Origin of the sequence: Streptomyces sp. BV286, from assembly GCF_019090165.1 — a bacterium.
Taxonomy (GTDB): Bacteria; Actinomycetota; Actinomycetes; order Streptomycetales; family Streptomycetaceae; genus Streptomyces.
This window is the reverse complement of record NZ_JAHRIB010000155.1, coordinates 1-17,030: the sequence shown is the minus strand read 5'-3', so window position 1 is coordinate 17,030 and position 17,030 is coordinate 1. Positions and strand designations below refer to the sequence as shown.

Sequence of the window (17,030 nt, the reverse complement as noted above, 5' to 3'; positions counted from 1 at the left end):
GTGCCGGTATGTCACGTTCGCGACCTCCGGGCATACTGCCCTGAGTGTCATCGGTGGGCGTTTCCAGCGGGAGCCGTACGTCGCGAACGTTGACATACCGGCACGGCCCCGCCCCGGTGCGTCGCCGTCTGCGGCATGTCGCCCGCAGGGGTGAGGGCCCTCACCCCTGCGGGCCTGCGGGCGGGGTGGTCAGTGGCGGCCCCGGCCGCCCCGCTTGGCCTCCATCGCTGCCCGGCCCTCGGCTCCCCTGCGCTTCCATTCCCTCCTGAGTTCCGACCGGACGCGCGCATCTGTCTTGGCCACGATCCGCTGGTTCTCCCTGAGGAGCTTGCGGTAGCTCTCGAGTCGCCTCTCGGGCAGGATCCCCGCGTCCAGCGCGGCCAGCACCGCGCAGCCCGGCTCGGCCACATGCGCGCAGTCCTGGAACCGGCACCCCTGAGCGAGTTCCTCGATCTCCGAGAACACCTGGCCGACCCCGTTGCCGGCGTCGAACAGGCCCACTCCTCGCAGGCCGGGAGTGTCGATCAGGACACCGCCGCCGGGCAGTACGAGCAGATTGCGGGTCGTCGTCGTGTGCCGTCCCTTGCCGTCGACGTCACGCGCTGCCTGGACGTCCATCACGTCGTCCCCGAGCAGGGCGTTCGCGAGCGTCGACTTGCCGGCGCCCGACACCCCGAGCAGCACGGACGTGCCGCCGGCCACGAGGGCGCCGAGCACGTCCAGGCCGTCCCCGTCCGTGGAACTGACCGGCAGCACCTGGACGCCCGGCGCGGCGGTCTCCACGTCCTGCACGAGATACGCCAGCCCCACCGGGTCCGGCACCAGGTCCGCCTTGGTCAGCACGACCAGCGGCTGTGCCCCGGACTCCCAGGCCAGCGCCAGGAACCGCTCGATCCGGCCGAGGTCGAGCTCCACCGCCAAGGACACCGCGATGATCGCGAAGTCCACGTTGGCGGCGAGGATCTGCCCTTCCGACCTCTTGGACGAGGTCGACCGCACGAAGGCGGTACGGCGCGGCAGGTACGCCTGTACGTATCGGGGGTCCCCGCCTGGGTCGACCGCGGCCCAGTCCCCGGTGCAGATGACCCGGAGCGGGTCGTTCGGAGTCACGAACTCTGTGTCGACCCGCACGGGTCCGGTGGCGGTGATCACGTCGCACTGGCCACGGTCGACCCTTACGACCCGCCCCGGCACGAGTCCGCGTTCGAGATGGGGGGCGAATTCAGCCGCCCACTCCTCGTCCCAGCCGTAGGGCTCCAGCGGATGGGTCGAGAGGGAGGAAGCGGAGGAGAACGAAAGAAAAGAGGAAGACAAGGGGTGACCCTTCAGAGGGTGGCCCCGGCCGCGCGCACTCGGGCGCGGAGAAAAAGAGTGTCAGCCGGCGACCACAGAGGTGGATTCGATGAACTTCCGGATGTGGGCAGCGCCCATCGCCATGACAGCCATCGTTCGCACCTCCTTGATCACACCAGCACGACCTCTGCGGTGGAGAGCCTCCACCGCACGAACAACCCGACCCTAGACCGGCCCGCCGTTCGCGCCAACCGATTTTCCGGCCCGCGGCACCAATCAATTCTCCGGCCCGCCGTCCGGGCCAACCGGAATTCCGGCCCACCGTCCGGGCCGACCGATTTTCCGGCCCACCGTCCGGGCCAACCAATTTTCCGGCCCGTCGTCCGGGCCGACCGGAATTCCGGTCGGGACGGCGGTGGGGGCGGCTGGCGGGTCGTCACCGCTCAGCTCGAATGCGTACAGCTCCGTCCGTTCAGCGTGAAGTGGACCGGTGCGGAGTCTCCGTCGCCGCCCGAGCCCAGGAAGCCCACAGCGAGCGATCCGCCCGAGACGACCTTCTTGTTGTAGTCGGCAGCGCTCGCGATCACCCGCGAGCCGTCCTGGTCGAAGCTGCCGTCCCACATCTGGGTCACCTTCTGGCCGTCGCGGAAGGTCCAGCCGACGCGCCAGGTGTCGAGGGCGTAGTCGGACTTGACGGTGATGGTGGCCTGGAAGCCGTCCGGCCACTCGTTGACCAGCTCGTACCTGGCGTGACAGACGGCGGGCTCACTGGGATTGGGGTCGGCCTCCTTCTCCTTTTCGGCGGTGGGTGAGGAGTCCCCCTGGGCCTCCTTGTCCCGCCCTGAACCCGCATCCGACTTCTCCGTCGGCCGCGGGGAGGACGTGGACGAGGTGGACGACGTGGATTCGTTCACCTGGCCCGAGCCCGACGGCAGGGAGTCGTACGAGGGCACCTGCTGTCCCACCGGCTGCCTGCCCGCCGACTGCTCCAGCTCCCCGGAACCGTCGTCCGAGCCGAAGGGCACCAGCGTGACGACGAGCGCCAGCAACGAGACACCCACAGCGGCGACCATCAGTCCGGCCCGCCCGATCCGGGCCCTGCCGTCCTCGCTCGCCCAGCCGGCCGGCTCGTCCGCGTCGTCGGCGGCGCTCCGGGCGAGTCCCGACTCGACGGCCCGGCGCCGCCGTTCCAGGTAGGCGAGCCCGCCCCAGCCGATCACTCCGCCCGCGAGCGCCGCGGCCAGTCCGCCCCCGGCGAGCTTCAGACAGGCGGCGGCCTCCGCGCACTCGACGCAGCACGCCAGATGGCGTGACAGGTCGTCCGGTACGTCGGCGGCGGGCGAGCGGGTGACCGCGTCGAGCAGCCGTGCGTAACTGCGGCACTCCTCGGCCAGCGGGGTGTCGAGGTGGTTGCGGTGACAGCGGTCGCGGAACACGCCGCGGACCTGCTGCAGTTCCTCGGCGATGCCCTCCGGGTCGAGGCCGAGTCGTCGGGCCACGGCGGTCGGCGGCAGCGCCTCGACCTCCGCCAGCCAGAGCAGCGCCGCGTCCGGTTCCTGCATGTCCCGCAGTCCGCGCAGGGCCAGCGGCCGGTACAGGGGTGGGCCCGAGAAGCGGTCGGCCTTCTCGGAGTTGAGCCACAGACGTAGGTCGGGGTCCAGACGACCGCCGCGCCCCTGGGCCTCCCAGGTGGCGGTCGTCTGGCGTACGGCGGTCAGGAGGAGCGGTATGCGGGGCAGCCGGGGCGTGCGCGCCCGGCGTCCGAAACTCTTGCCGCCGGTCTCGGCCTCCGCGGCACGCGCTTCGCGTATGCCGCGGGAGAAGGCCTCGGAGGCCAGCGGGCGGGCGTCGGCGGAGCCGCCGGTGCAGAGATCCGCGTAGGAAAGGACCGCGTCCCAGCACTCCGAGAACAGTGTCGCCTCGGCGGCATCCTGAGGGGTCGGCAGGTCTGGCATGGGTGGGGACTTCACCTGCATCCACAAGGGGGGTCAACTCACCTGGGTAATACGGGAGTTGGAGGGGACGTCTCACGACGGGGCGAGCTTTTCACGGGTCCTGCACAACTGACAAGCGGCATCGGCAAATCCGCTTACCGCCGGTCGCACGCCCCACCAGGCACTGCCGTCTCAGACGTATGTTCCCATCGGCCCCTCTGGCCTCGTCATCCGCCCCGTCCCTCAACTCACGGGCACGTCGTCCGTGTCCCCGTCCGGCACCTCGACCGCCGGCAGGCTGTCCATGAACGAGCTCACCGAGAAGACCGCGTTGCCCGGTCCGGGCGGGCCGTATCCGGGAGGAGAGGAGAGGCCGAAGTCCTCCATCGTCGCGCGGTACGCCTCAAGGAGGCGGATGTGGTACTCCAGCGGGGCGCCGTGCGGGTTCGCCTTGCCGAGGGGTGTCGTGGGCTCCGGGCACCAGGTGGTGAAGCGGGGCGTGATGCCCTGGGACATGAAGAAGCGCAGGCCCTCCGTGGTGGACGCGATGGCCTCGTCGACCGTCGTGAAGCCGAAGGGCTCGGCCATCTCCACGCCCGCCACGAAGTTGGGGATCACGTTGCGCGCGCCGAAGACCTCCGCGGAGTCGAGGATGCGCTTGTGCCACTCGTCGCGGCCCACGTAGCGCTCCTTGCCGGGGCAGTACATCTTGAAGAGGTACTCGTCCCACACCTCGTAGTTGGGGTGGTAGATCTGCACCCCGTAGTCCTTGAAGCGCTGCACGTCGTCGCGCGGGAGTGCCTGGGCGACGACCTTGCCGATCCAGCGGCCCGGGAAGTGCTCCTCGATGGCCTTGGCGTACATGCCGTAGAAGTCGGCCTCGTCGCGGCCCTGCAGTTTGGAGGTGATCGCGCCGCCGGTGAGCGTGTAGGCGGTGGACGCCTTCGCCGTGTCGTACCGGTCGATGATCTCCAGCGCTTCCAGGACCTCGTCGACGTCCTTCACACCGGTGTAGGGCCGGCCCGCCGCCTTGTGCTGGCGCCAGTTGTGGTTGATGTCGCAGTACTGGCACTCCTCCTTGGCGCCGAAGTACTGGCAGACCCGGAAGACCGTGAGGTAGATCAGGTAGCCCCACTGGATCGTCGGGGCCACCTCCATGACGGACTTCCCGTTGGAGAGCTTGTGCCGGTAGTACTCCGGCATCGGCGGCACCCCGACGTCGGAGATCCGCTTCCCGTCGAGGTAGAGCCCGAGCAGGCCGTCCTCGCCGGCGGCCACCCGGTAGGGCGAGGACGGGTTGACGCGGACGGACACGACGGTGCGGCGCAGGTCGTACGGGCCGCCGGTGAGGATGATCTCCTCCGGCGGCCGGCGCAGCGCGGCGGCGCCCAGCTCGGGCAGGGTGCCGTGGTCGAAGGAGAAGATGAAGTACGACTTCGGCTTGACGTCGCCGCTCTCGTTGTCGCTGAGGGCGGAGTCGTCGAAGGCCACGCCCCCGCGGAGGAGGTCCTCCTTGAAGACGGCCTCCCGCGGTACGTGCGGGAACCTTTCCATCAGGTCCTCGACCAGCGCGGTACGGCTGCCCATCCCGTCCTCCTCGCTCCCAGCTGCGGTGTTCGACTCCTCACGGTATGCCCCGGCTCCGGGGCACGTGGCGCCGGGGCCCTTCCGGACGGGCCCTCCCGGGCGGGCGGCCCCGGCGGGCGCCGCCGGGTCCCGCGTGCGTTCGGGGTCGGCGCGCACGCCGGGTGACGCGTCGATCACGCCAGTGGGCCATGCCGGCCGCCTCGTGCGGTGCGCGTTCTCATTCCTCGTCGGGCAGCTGGTGCCAGAACTCCACCTCGGCGAGGTTGCAGCGGCCGTTGTGCCCGTCGTACACGCGGATCCTCCGGTACGAGACCCGCTCGGCGAGCCGGAACTCGTACCACTGAGCCGTGTCGACCCCACTGATCGTGTGGAAGTCGGTCCAGGTGGCCCCGGCGTCGTCGGAGCCGCGGAAGACCGTGCCGTTGGCCCGGCTCAGCTGATCAGCTCGGGGGTACAGGCGGATGCGGTCGACGGTGATCGGCCCTACGGCGCCGGCGTCGATGTCGATCCAGCTCTCGGCCGCGGTGGTGTCGGTGTAGGTGGCGGTGCTGCCGTCGAAGGCCCGCCGGCCGGCTTCCGCCTTGGTTCCCGTGCCGGGCCACTGGGTCGTGGAGGCGGCCACCATGGACTGCGTCACCTCGAACCTGCGCAGCAACGAGTCGATGGACACCAGGAGTTCGTGGGCGGCGTACACGGCGTCCACGCGTTCGTCCGCGGGCTCCCCGGTCGCCTTCTCGATGCGGTCGAGCTCCGTGCGGAAGGCCGCGTACGACTTCTTCGTCCAGTCGGAGGCCTTCGCCCTCCGTGCCCGGGCGAGGACCTGGGTGAGGGTCTCGGCGACCGCCACCGCCACGGCGGACTCGCGGGCGCCGCCGTCGACGAGTGCCGCCGTCACCTTGTAGGAGCGGGTGCCGTGGCGCAGGCCCTTGTCCTCGTACCTGTACGCGCGGGTGTCCTTCTCCAGGACCTCCCACTCCCCGCCGTCTGTCGAGCGGGAGAGCGTGAACGTCAGAGCGTCGTCCGGCTTGTTCCAGTGGACGGTCGCGGTGTCGCCGTCGCGCGCGACGGAGAGCAGGACCGCGTTCGCGCCGAGGCCGTCCACCGCCACCTTCGCGAACTGCGCGTCGCCCGTCGCCGCGAAGCCCGCGTGGACCGCGTACGGGAAGGGCGTGAAGAGTGTCGCCACGGTCACCCAGGTGGTGCCGTCGGCCGACACCTGGCCGTGTACGCGGTGTGTTCCGGCGTCTCGGACGATTCGCAGGTACGGCGTCGCGGCCAGGGTCTGCCCGTCCGGGCGTCGGGTGATGGGTGAGCGCAGGTCGTCCTGCCAGTCGTGGCGGCTGTCGCGGGTGCGGTTGTGGAAGACGAGCTGTCCGTCCTTGTCCGCGCCGAAGAACAGGTGGCGGGTGTCCGCGGTGACGCGGTCACGGAGCATCAGTCCGCCGAGGGGGCCCCGCACTCCGGAGACATGTGCGGTGAGGGTGAAGCTTCCGGTCAACGGGCGGCTCACATAGTGCAGTTGGTCTTCGATGTCACGGGACGGCACCTGGTAGTCGTCGCCCTCCCCCAGGCCGTCGCCGCGTGCGCCGAGCACCCGGATCGTCGAGCCGCGTACCGTCGTGCCGCCCGGCCGGGCGCCGCGCAGGGCGTCGTCGCGCCAGCCGGAGTTGCGGGTCCCGGGCGTGGCGGGCTTCGGCAGTTCGGTCCGGATGGTGTGTGAAGTCCAGCCGGGGCCGCGGGCGTTGACCGCCGTGACCGTGTAGTAGTACGTCTCGCCGGGGCGTGCGGACGTGTCCGTGAAGTGGCGGCCGGTCTCCTTCGCCGAGAGCACCTCGTAGGGGCCCCGGCGGCGCGTGGCCCGCCGCACCTCGTAGCGTGCCGCGCCCGCGGTGGTCTGCCAGGTGACCGTGACCGCTCCGTCGCCGGGCAGGGTGTGCACGAAGTCGACGTGCGCGGGCGGCAGTTCGGCCTCGTGGGTGGTGGGGAGTTTCAGTACCAGGCCGGTCTTCGGCGGCACCCGTACCGTGCCGCCACGGACCGGGAGTTCCCTTCCGCTCACCAGGTCGAGGACGGTCGAGCCCTTCGGACCGGTGGCGGACGGCACCTCCACCTCGTACGTCCGCTCGTTGCCGTAGGCCTTCCGTGTCGTGTTGAGGACGAAGAGGTAGCGGCCGTAGCGGGCGGTCAGCAGGTCCGGGTAGCCCGAATAGGCGTGGTCGGCCTCGAAGTTCTCGCGGCGGACCGTGCCGACCCCCGGCTGGAAGGTGATCGGCGCCAGTTCGCCCGCCAGTGCCTGGGGCGCCGAGGAGTCGCCGGTCTGCTGGTCCTCCATGAAGTCGACGTCGATGTTGTCCATACGGGCCCAGTAGTCCTCGTACCGGAAGCGTCCGTTGGTGTTGATCTGGACGATGTGGTCGCGGTCCGCCTGCCGGACGTGCAGGCGTCCGTTGCGGGCGAATCCCCGCTGGCGTTCGTTGAGCTGGCCCCAGAGGTGGAGGTCGCCGTCCCTGAGCGACACGAACATGCAGTCCACGTCGACCCACGCGAAGCGCTCGTAGTCGCGCCGGTCCACCGCGAGCGCGTCCAGTTCCGCGGGCGTGTAGTGGGCGAAGTCCGTGTGCGGGTGGACGATCCCGGTCGGCTTCTGCGCCTTCAGGTAGGCGTACGTCTCGCCGAGGGTCAGGTCGTACTTGTTCTTGCCGGTGACGGACGCGAAGGAGCTGAAGTACTGGTGGTCGGCAAGCTGTTGCTGGGCGAAGCCGACCGCCTCGCGGGCGTACGCGCGGGTGGTCGCCCAGCGGTTCGAGGTGTACCGGTCGGCGTGCTCGGCCATGTGCCGTGCCAGCGAGACGTAGTTGAGGATGCGGCCCTCGGAGATCCGCAGCACATAGCCGGGGAAGCCCGGGTAGTTGGTGTTGCGCTCGTCGATCACCATCTCCATGCGCATGGTGCGCTTGAGGTTGTCGTCGAGGTCGGTCGTCCGGGCCAGGGAGCGGGCGTGCAGGTTGCGCAGCGCGATCTCCAGGATCCGGTCGTTCAGCGCCTCGTCGCCCTGGTGTCCCCAGGTGCGGTGGAACCATTCGGGCAGGTAGTTGGTGGCCTCGCCGTAGTTGGCGACATAGCCGTTCTCACGGGTGTGGCCCGCCTCGGTGATCGTGGTGAAGTGCCTGCCGAACGGCAGTCGGCGCACCACGTCACCGTTCCTGTCGCGCTTGGACCTGGCGAGACCCTTGATGACGTACTTGACGTAGTCGTCCGTCCAGCGGGCCGTGGTGTCGTGCTGGAAGAGCGAGTGGAAGAGGTCCAGGTCCTGTCCGTCCGGACCGACGAGCACCTCCTCGCCGAGGAAGGGCAGCCAGCCCAGTGCCTCGCCCGCGATGCGGTGGCTGCGTGCCCTGCCCTCGTAGAACTCCGAGCCGACGACCCGCAGCCCCTCGTGCGCCTCCCAGGCACCTTCGTAGGTGTACATGACCTGGTTGTAGATGTACGAGAGCCGCGAGCGGGCGTAGTCGAAGTTGGCCTTGAGGACGCGCCCCCAGGCGGCCCGGCGCGTGAGCGGTGAGCCGTCGAAGTCGACGTCTTCGAGCGAGGTCTCCCCCTCGTCGGTGCCGGTGGTGAAGGGCTCGTCCAGGAACGTCTCGAAGGCATCCCGGCCGAGGACATCGTTGTCGGCGATCAGGTTCTCGACCACGTACAGGGCCTCGCCGAGCGCCCCGTAGTAGCCGCCCCAGTCGCCCTGGTGGCCACCGCGCGCCAGGAGTCTGGTGTCGGCGTAGTAGTCCCTGGTGTGGTTGTCGACGCACTTGAAGACCCGGAGCAGAGCCGCCTTCCGGTCGGCGTCGGACCGTGCGGGGCACCAGCTCGACCGGGCCAACGCGGTGGCGTAGAAGCGGAGTTCGTCCTGGTAGCGGACGATGCTGAGGCGGGCGGTCGCCGCGGCGTCCACCTTCGCCGAGCAGTCGTCGAAGAGTTTCACCTGGCCGGCCACGTAGCCGTCGACGAGCGCCTGCTTCTGTTCCTCGGACATGTCCGCGACCGTGTCCGTGGGTGGTGTGAAGTCGGCCTGCGGGTCGTCGCCCAGGTCGAGGTACGCGCCGGTGTGGGTGTAGGCCCGGTAGTAGCCCCGGGAGCCGGCGGTCACCTTGGCGCTGAATGCCGCGTCGTAGGTGCGCAGGGTGATCTCGGCCCGCTCGCGGCCCTTCGTGTGTTCCAGCGGGAGCATCACCGTGGCGTAGAAGAAGCGTCCGGGCAGCGGCCGGACGGTACCGGTGTTCAGCGCCTCGTAGTCACCGGAGCGCCGGTAGCCGATCTGCTCCCCGTTGATGTACGCGATCGTCTTGTACGGGGAGGAGTCACCGCCCCAGAACTTGACGGTGAGGTAGTTCTGGTGGAGCGGGTCGACCCGCACCGTGAAGCGGAGGTCGCCGGTTCTGATTCCGGGGGTGGGCAGGGGCTGGGCGACACGGGCCCGGTCCCCCGCGTTGCCGTCGACGACCACGGAGCCCGGGGCGTCGAGACCGTGCGCGGCCTCGGATTCCAGGTCGCCGAAGTCGACGAGGTCGAGGCGTCTCGCGCCCCCGGCGTCCTGTGCTCCGGCGGCGGACGCGTGCGCGGCGGCCGTCCAGGACAGACCGGTCAGCGCGAGGGCACCGGTGCCGGCGGTCGCACCGGCCAGGACGGATCTTCTGGTGACGGACATGCGGGATCCTCACAGCGGCGGAAGGAGCGGGAGGGGAGACGGAGGAAGGGCGCGGAGGAGCGGCGCGAAGGAGGGGAGACGGAGGGAGGGTGCGGTGGTGTTCGTCGGGGCCTCGGCCGCGGGGCGCGCCGTGGGCTACTTCAGGGAGCCGAGCGTGACGCCCGAGCGCCAGAAGCGCTGCATCGAGATCATCAGGATCACCATCGGGACGAGGGAGAGCAGCGAGCCCACGACAACCATCCCGGTCAGGTCGGCGGATGTGTCGACCTTGACCTTCAGCCAGGAGTAGAGACCGACCATCACGGTCCACTTCTCCGGCGTACGCAGGAACACCAGGGGTCCGAAGAACGAGTTCCAGGACCCGACGAAGCCGAGCAGGAAGATCGTGGCCGCGCCCGTGGACATGAGCCGGGCGCCGACCGTGAAGAAGATGCGGTACTCACCCGCCCCGTCGATACGGGCCGCCTCCAGGAGTTCGGGCGGGATCGCGCCCTCCGCGTACACCTTTGCGAGGTAGACGGAGAAGGCGTTGAACAGGCTCGGCACGATGATCGCCAGCGGACTGTCGACGATCCCGAGGTCCGTGTAGAGCAGGAAGGACGGGATGGTGAGCAGCGCGTGCGGGACGAGGAAGGATCCGATGATGCAGCCCATCAGCACACCCCGGCCGCGGAACTGGTACATCGCCAGTCCGTAGCCGCAGGCGACGCAGACCAGGGTCATGCCGGCGGTGCCGAGGAAGCCGTAGTAGAGCGTGTTCCACAGCCACTTGAGGAAGATGCCGTCCTGGTAGGTGAACAGCGCCTTCAGGTTGTCCGTGAAGTGCAGGTCGGAGAACCACAGGCCGTTGGTCGTGTAGAGGTCGGACTGGTTCTTGGTCGCCGAGACGATCAGCCACCACACGGGGGCCAGCGAGTAGAGCGTGAAGAACACCACGCCGCCGATGACCAGGGCCTTGGTCCGGCGGCTGTGCCGGACGGGGCCGGCGCTGTCGCGGGGTGCGGCCGCGCCCCGCTTCGGGCGCGGAGGTGTGGTCGTGGACCGGTCGATGGTTGCGGTCATGAGGGGAGGACCTCGCTTGTCGGCCGGGGAACGGAGACGTCGCCCACGCCCGCCGCGACGGGCTCGCGCCGCTCGGCGTGGCCCGGCGCGGCCGGTACGGCGGTCATGGCGCTGCTGCCGGCGGCCGTCATGACGTGGGCGCCTTGTTCGTGAGCCGGTAGAACAGCGCGGACGTGGTGCCGACGACCAGGGCGAGGATGATCGAGAGGGCGGAGGCGTAGTTGAAGTTGCCCTGCTGGAAGGCCCAGTCGTAGATCGCCATGATCGGGGTGAAGTCCCGGGTGACGGTCTCCGGGGCCATGGACTTGAAGAGCATCGTGTCGCTGAAGATCTGCAGGGTGCCGATGATGCTGAGCACGGTGGTGAGCACCAGGGAGCGGCGGACCAGCGGCACCTTGATCGACCAAGCGATCCGCCACTCCGACGCCCCGTCGATGCGGGCCGCGTCGTACACGTTCGCGTCGACCGAGCGCAGCGCCGAGTAGACGATCAGCATGTTGAAGCCGATCCCGCTCCACGCCATCAGGTTGCCGATGGACACCCAGATGAGTTCGCCGCCGTAGAAGTTCGCGTCGATGCCGAAGAGGTCGAAGAACGGGGTGAGCGGTCCGACCACCGGGCTGTAGAGGTAGATCCAGATCAGGGTGGCGACGATGCCCGGGATCATGTACGGGATCAGCAGCGGGATACGGAAGCGGTCGGCGACGCGCTGCGAGGCCGCGTCGAGGAGCAGTGCGAGCCCGACACTGGCGACCTGGATGACCGGGATGCTGATCACCGCGAAGAGGCCGACGCGCAGCATCGAGGACCAGAAGCGGCCGTCGCCGAAGCCCTCGACGAAGTTGTCGAGACCGACGAACTCGACGGTCTTCTCGCCGAATCCGAGCCCGGAGCCCTTCTCGCTGTAGAGGCTCTCCTTGAGGGCCATGACGAGCGGGGTCAGGGTGAACAGGACGAACCCGAGGAAGAAGGGCACCGTGAAGGAGGCACCCTTGAGGGCCATGAGCCGTCGCCATCCGAGGCGTGGGGCCCGCGGTGGCGACTCGGTGACGGCTGCCACGGGATCAGCCCTCGACGTTGATGTTCTTGGACTTCAGGTCGTCGACCGTGAACTCCTGAAGGTGTTCCAGCGCCTGCTTCACCGTGATCTTCTTGGTGACGATCTTCGCCCACTGGTCCTGCAACTCGGCGAAGACGCCCGTGTAGTTGGGGCCTACCGTCCAGTCGCTCCTCGCGTGCTCGACGGATTTGAGGATCACGCCGCGGGCCTCGGACTTGTGCTTGCCGAAGAGCTTGTCGGTGACCACCGAGTCGACCCAGGGGGTGACGTCCTTGACGGCCCCCGGCCACTCGTACTGCTTGGTGTCCTTCTGGTAGCTGGAGTCGATGCCGGCCTTGTCGGTCTTCATCCACACCGCCGCCTCGACGGCCTCCTCGACGTGCTCGCAGCCCTTCGGGACGAGCACTCCGTTGTTGGCGCTGTACGAGGAGGTGGTGAACTCCTTCGCGTCGGAGAACTGGGGCAGGTCGATGGGCTGCCAGTCGCCGAGGGACTTCTTGTAGTTCAGCTCGTAGTTCTGCAGCTGCCAGGTCTGGGTGGGCAGCGAGACCATCTTCCCGGAGTCGAAGTAGCTGATCAGGGCGGGCCGGTCCTGGTAGGTCTGGTTGGCGACCAGACCGCCGTCCACCAGCCGCTGGACGATGTCGGCGGCCTTGAGGGACTCCGGTGACAGGAAGTCGATCCGCCAGCTGTCGCCCTTCTGCTCGTACCAGGTGCCGCCCGCCTGCTGGACCAGGTTTACCAGGGTCGACGGGTCCTCGCCGGCCAGGTTCATGACGTAGACGCCGTGCTTCTTCAGTTCCTTGCCCGCGGTGATCACGTCGTCCCAGGTCTTGGGGGCCTCGACGCCGTACTTGTCGTACACCGAGCGGTTGATCATCATGAACGTCGGGTTGAAGCCGGTCGGTACGGCGTAGTACGTGCCGCCTGCCTGCACGCTGGGGAGCGCGGCCGGGTTGAACCGGTCGAGGTACGGCTTCAGTTCCTTGTCGACGCTGCTGAGCAGGCCCTCGCCCACGAGGCTGGGCACCTCGCCGAAGTTCTGCACCAGGCAGGGGACGTCCTTCTTGGCGGCGACCGCGTTGCGCACGTTCTGCGCCGTTCCGGGGTTGTCGGCCTGCTTGACGAACTTGAGCTTGATGTCGGTGTGCGTGGCGTTGAACTTCGCGACCACCGGGTCGATGTTCTTCGTCTCCGTCCAGCTCCAGTACTCGATCGTGACCGGCCCCTTCGACTGGTCCGAGGAGTCGTCGGAGCCGCCTCCGCAGGCGGTCGCGGTGAGGGCGAGCACGGTCGTGAGGGCGGCTGCGGACGCTGCCGCGCGGCGCGGGGCACGGGAGTGGGGCATGGCGGCTCCTGAAGGACGAAGGCAGGGGAGACCGGCCGCCGCTCGGGTCGTACCGTCCGAGGGCGCGATAGAAATCGGTCTCTATGGAAGCTAGAACCGGTCCCGGACGTCGGCAAGACGTCGGGCCGAGAAAACTGGGAGATCAGGCCAACTCACCCACATCTGCACGGTATTTCGAACCGGTAACCAGGAATTGGGTACCTACCGGACAGCCGACTCTTTAGAGACCGGTTGTCCGCGCTGTGCCGGAGAGGGCGGCGGGATGTGGGGCAGGGGGCGGCGGCGGGGGGTCAGCGGCCCGGTCGCCGTGTCGAGTCCCGCAGCACGATGTGGGTGCCGAGCACCAGGTGCTGGCTTCCGGGGAGTTCGTCGCGGTGCAGGGCCAGCCGGACGGCCGCGCGCCCCAGTTCCTCGTGCGGGACGTTGACGGTGGTGAGGGCCGGGTAGAGGTCCAGGGCCAGCGGCACGTCGTCGTAGCCGACCACGGACACCTCGCCGGGGACGCTCACGCCCGCCTCGCGCAGCGCCTGCAGCGCACCAGCCGCGACCATGTCGGTGGCCGCGAACACCGCGGTGAACTCGGCGCCCGACGCGAGGAGTTCACGGGTACCCCGGTAGCCGTGCGAGCGGCTGAACGCGCCGTCGAGGATCAGGTCCGGGTCAGGTGCGAGCCCGAGCAGTTCGTGGGCGCGCCGGAAGCCGGCGAGGCGCTGGCCGCTGGTGGACAGGCCGGCCACCCGGCCCAGGTACGCGATGCGCTGGTGGCCCGAGGTGAGCAGGTGGGTGGTCATCGCGAAGGCGCCGCCCTCGTTGTCGTACTCGACGACGGTGGCGGGCACCCCCGGGCCGAGCGGCGGCCTGCCGACGAGCACGAGCCGCGAACCGACCCGGTCGAGGGCGTGCGCGAAGTGCGTCATTCGGTCCTGGTAGGCCTTGTCGTCCCAGGCGCCGCCGACGACGATCACGGCGTCGGCCCGCTGTTCGCGCATGGTCTCGACGACGGCGAGGACACGCTGCGGATCACCGTGCGTGGTGCAGAGCATGCAGAGCCGGCCCTCGGCCGACGCCTGCTCCTCGACGCCGCGGGCGATGTGCGCGTAGAAGGGGCCGGTGACGTCGTCGACGACGAACGCCACCGTCTTGTTGGTGGAGCCGCCGAGCGCGCGGGCGTGCGCGTTGACCACGTAGTCGAGTTCGCGCATCGCCTTGAGCACCCTGGCGCGGGTGCTCGCGGCCACCGGGTAGGTGCCGCCGAGAACCCGGGAGACGGTGGAGGCGGAGACACCGGCCCGCGCGGCGACGTCCCGGACCGTGGAGGCGTCGTTGCTCATCACGGACTCCGTCTTCTTGGCCACCGGTCGGCACTCCTCCCCTGCTGTGTACCGGTCACCTTATGGGGTGTTCCGGTCCCTGCCGTCCGTGGTGGGACGGGCTCGGCGTCATGCGGTGCGCGCCAGGACGGCGTGGTCGATCTCGTGGGCCAACTGCTGCCCCGCCAGGAGGCGTTCGGCTTCCTGGGTGACGGTGAGGCCGAGCCGGGCCACCTCGTTGCCCTGCGAGCCCGCGAGATGCGGGGTGATGAACGCGTTCGGCAGGTCGAAGAGCGGCGAGTCGGTGGGCAGCGGTTCGGGGTCGGTGACGTCGAGGACCGCGCTGAGCCGGTTCGCGCGCAGCTCGTCGATGAGGGCGTCATGGTCGAGGAGGGCGCCGCGCGCGGTGTTGATGAGTACGGATCCGTCCGGCATCAGGGCGAGTTCGCGGCGGCCGATCAGGTGGTGGGTCTCGGGGGTCTGCGGGGCGTGGACGGTGACGATGTCGCTGGAGCGCAGCAGGTCGTCGAGCGGGAGCAGGGGCACCCCGAGGTCGGCGGCCCGCGTCGCGTCGACGTACGGGTCGGCGAGGCTCACCTCCAGGTCGAAGGGGGTCAGCAGTTCGATGAGCCGCCGGCCGATGCGGGAGGCTCCGACGATGCCCACGCGGCGCCCGAAGTTGCCGATGTCCGGCACGATCGCCCCGTAGGGGAAGGCGCGTCGGGCGCGGAAGCGGTCGCGGTGGGCGAAGAGGTCCTTGCCCGCGAGCAGGATCATGGCGAGCGTGTACTCGGCGACGGGGAGGGCGTTCGCGCCGGCCGCGGAGGAGACGGTGATGCCGCGCTCCCAGACCGCGGGGGAGGTCATTCCCTTGACCGAGCCCGCCGCGTGCAGGATCGCCCGCAGTTTCGGTGCGGCGTCCAGGACCCTCTCGTCGATACGGGGGCAACCCCAGCCGGTGATCAGGATCTCCGTGTCGGCGAGTGCCGCGAGTGCGCGCGGGTCGGAGAAGTTCTCGACGGTCAGAGTGGGATCGATTTCTACCGCGTTGCCCAGGCGGGTCAGGATGTCCGGCGGGAAGATCTGGGGCACGTTCTCGGCTGTCATGGCGAAAAGTGCCACGGGGCGCTCGGGCAAGGGGGTGTCCTTCCGGCTGGGTGACGTATCTGTAGCAACCGGTCTCTACGGTAGGCGGGGTGAAGTGAGAGGGTCAATGGACCGGTCCCGGCCGCGGTGGTGAGCCGCCGCTCGGCGGTGGCCGCCCCGGATCCCCGGGACGACCGGGCCCCTGTCCCCGGCGGGGCCCGGGCGGGGTAGTTTCCAGCTGTGGCCGGTTCTTCCGCCCGGCCACGAGACCCTTCCGGGAAGGACGTCGGATGGCAGAGCCCCTGACCAACTGGGCGGGGAACATCACGTACTCCGCCGAGGAACTGCAGCGCCCGCACTCGCTGGACGCACTCCGGTCCCTGGTCGCGCGGAGCGCCTCGGTACGCGTACTGGGCAGCGGGCACTCGTTCAACGAGATCGCCGATCCTGGCATCGGGGGTGTGCTGCTCTCGCTGACCGCGCTGCCGCCGTCGGTCGAGGTGGACGCGGCGGCCCGTACGGTCCGGGTGGCGGGCGGGGTGCGGTACGCGGAGCTGGCGCGGGCGGTGCACGGGAGCGGATTCGCGCTGCCCAACATGGCTTCGCTGCCGCACATCTCGGTGGCGGGTTCGGTGGCGACCGGCACGCACGGCTCGGGCAACACGAACGGCTCGCTGGCCTCGTCCGTACGGGAGGTGGAGCTGGTCCTCGCCGACGGGTCGACCCTGACGATCGGCCGGGGTGACGCCCGCTTCGAGGGGGCGGTGACGTCGTTGGGTGCGCTCGGTGTCGTCACGGCGCTCACCCTCGACCTGGAGCCCGGCTTCGAGGTCGCCCAGCACGTGTTCGGGCAACTGCCGCTCGCCGGGCTGGACTTCGAGGCGGTGTCGTCGTCCGCGTACAGCGTGAGTCTGTTCACCGACTGGCGGCGGTCGGGCTTCGTGCAGGCGTGGGTCAAGCGGCGGACCGACCTGCCGTGGGACGGGTTTCCGTGGGCCGGGCCCGCCGCCGAGGCGATGCATCCGGTGCCGGGGATGCCTGCCGTGAACTGCACCCAGCAGTTCGGGGTGCCGGGGCCCTGGCACGAGCGGTTGCCGCACTTCCGGCCCGAGTTCACGCCGAGCAGCGGCTCGGAGCTCCAGTCGGAGTACCTGCTCCCGCGCCCGTACGCCGTCGACGCCCTGCGTGCCCTCGATTCGATCCGGGGGACGGTCGCGCCGGTGCTGCAGATCTGCGAGGTGCGCACGGTCGCCGCCGACGCTCAGTGGCTGAGTCCCGCGTACGGGCGGGACACCGTGGCCCTCCACTTCACCTGGGTCGAGGACACGGCGGCCGTGCTGCCCGTGGTGCGGCGGGTGGAGGCGGCGCTCGCGCCCTTCGACCCGCGACCGCACTGGGGCAAGGTGTTCACGGTGGAGGCGCCGGTGCTGCGCGAACGCTATCCGCGGATGGGCGACTTCAGGGCGCTGGCCGAGGAGCTGGACCCGACGGGCACGTTCCGCAACGGCTTCGTGAGCGCGGTGCTCGGGTGACGGCGGTACTCACGTGACAGCGGTGCGCACGTGACGGCGGTGCCCGCGTGACAGCGGGCGTCTTCGGGCGCGGCGCGCGAGCGGCGCGGGCCGTCGGCGGGCGGGGAGGCGGGCGGGCC

At 69.8% G+C, this 17,030-nt stretch carries 11 protein-coding genes; 1 reads left to right on the top strand and 10 read right to left on the bottom strand.

Annotated features, from left to right (window positions below):
- Positions 1–189 precede the first annotated feature (189 nt).
- The 10 genes from rsgA to KUF83_RS27585 form a co-directional block, all read right to left on the bottom strand.
- Positions 190–1,314, bottom strand: a complete 1,125-nt coding sequence (rsgA, locus tag KUF83_RS27625; protein WP_217457675.1) for a ribosome small subunit-dependent GTPase A — start codon at positions 1,312–1,314, stop codon at positions 190–192.
- 422 nt (positions 1,315–1,736) lie between these two features.
- Positions 1,737–3,248, bottom strand: a complete 1,512-nt coding sequence (locus tag KUF83_RS27620) for a cellulose-binding domain-containing protein (RefSeq protein WP_217457674.1) — start codon at positions 3,246–3,248, stop codon at positions 1,737–1,739.
- Between the two features lie 222 nt (positions 3,249–3,470).
- Complete coding sequence (locus tag KUF83_RS27615) at positions 3,471–4,814, bottom strand: radical SAM protein (protein ID WP_217457673.1); 1,344 nt, start codon at positions 4,812–4,814, stop codon at positions 3,471–3,473.
- Positions 4,815–5,031: 217 nt separating this feature from the next.
- A complete protein-coding gene (locus KUF83_RS27610) occupies positions 5,032–9,513 on the bottom strand; it encodes a discoidin domain-containing protein (RefSeq protein WP_217457672.1) in 4,482 nt (1,493 codons plus the stop codon).
- Between the two features lie 135 nt (positions 9,514–9,648).
- The gene (locus KUF83_RS27605) at positions 9,649–10,575 is read right to left on the bottom strand and encodes a carbohydrate ABC transporter permease (RefSeq protein WP_217457671.1); all 927 of its coding nucleotides are present in this window, start codon (positions 10,573–10,575) and stop codon (positions 9,649–9,651) included.
- Positions 10,572–10,706, bottom strand: a complete 135-nt coding sequence (locus KUF83_RS42640; RefSeq protein WP_302828551.1) for a hypothetical protein — start codon at positions 10,704–10,706, stop codon at positions 10,572–10,574. Before KUF83_RS42640 ends, KUF83_RS27605 begins: the two co-directional genes overlap by 4 nt.
- Complete coding sequence (locus KUF83_RS27600; RefSeq protein ID WP_217457670.1) at positions 10,703–11,578, bottom strand: carbohydrate ABC transporter permease; 876 nt, start codon at positions 11,576–11,578, stop codon at positions 10,703–10,705. The genes KUF83_RS42640 and KUF83_RS27600 overlap by 4 nt, the downstream gene beginning before the upstream one ends.
- A gap of 61 nt (positions 11,579–11,639) precedes the next feature.
- Positions 11,640–12,983 (bottom strand): ABC transporter substrate-binding protein, encoded by a 1,344-nt coding sequence (locus KUF83_RS27595; RefSeq protein WP_217457669.1) that lies wholly within the window; start codon positions 12,981–12,983, stop codon positions 11,640–11,642.
- A gap of 290 nt (positions 12,984–13,273) precedes the next feature.
- Positions 13,274–14,314 carry a LacI family DNA-binding transcriptional regulator gene (locus tag KUF83_RS27590; protein WP_217457676.1) on the bottom strand — a complete coding sequence of 347 codons (1,041 nt, stop codon included), beginning with the start codon at positions 14,312–14,314 and terminating at the stop codon, positions 13,274–13,276.
- 108 nt (positions 14,315–14,422) lie between these two features.
- Positions 14,423–15,430 carry a hydroxyacid dehydrogenase gene (locus tag KUF83_RS27585; protein ID WP_217457668.1) on the bottom strand — a complete coding sequence of 336 codons (1,008 nt, stop codon included), beginning with the start codon at positions 15,428–15,430 and terminating at the stop codon, positions 14,423–14,425.
- A gap of 239 nt (positions 15,431–15,669) precedes the next feature.
- Between KUF83_RS27585 and KUF83_RS27580 the strand changes: the two genes are divergently transcribed.
- Positions 15,670–16,911, top strand: a complete 1,242-nt coding sequence (locus KUF83_RS27580) for an FAD-binding protein (protein ID WP_217457667.1) — start codon at positions 15,670–15,672, stop codon at positions 16,909–16,911.
- The last annotated feature ends 119 nt before the right edge of the window (positions 16,912–17,030 follow it).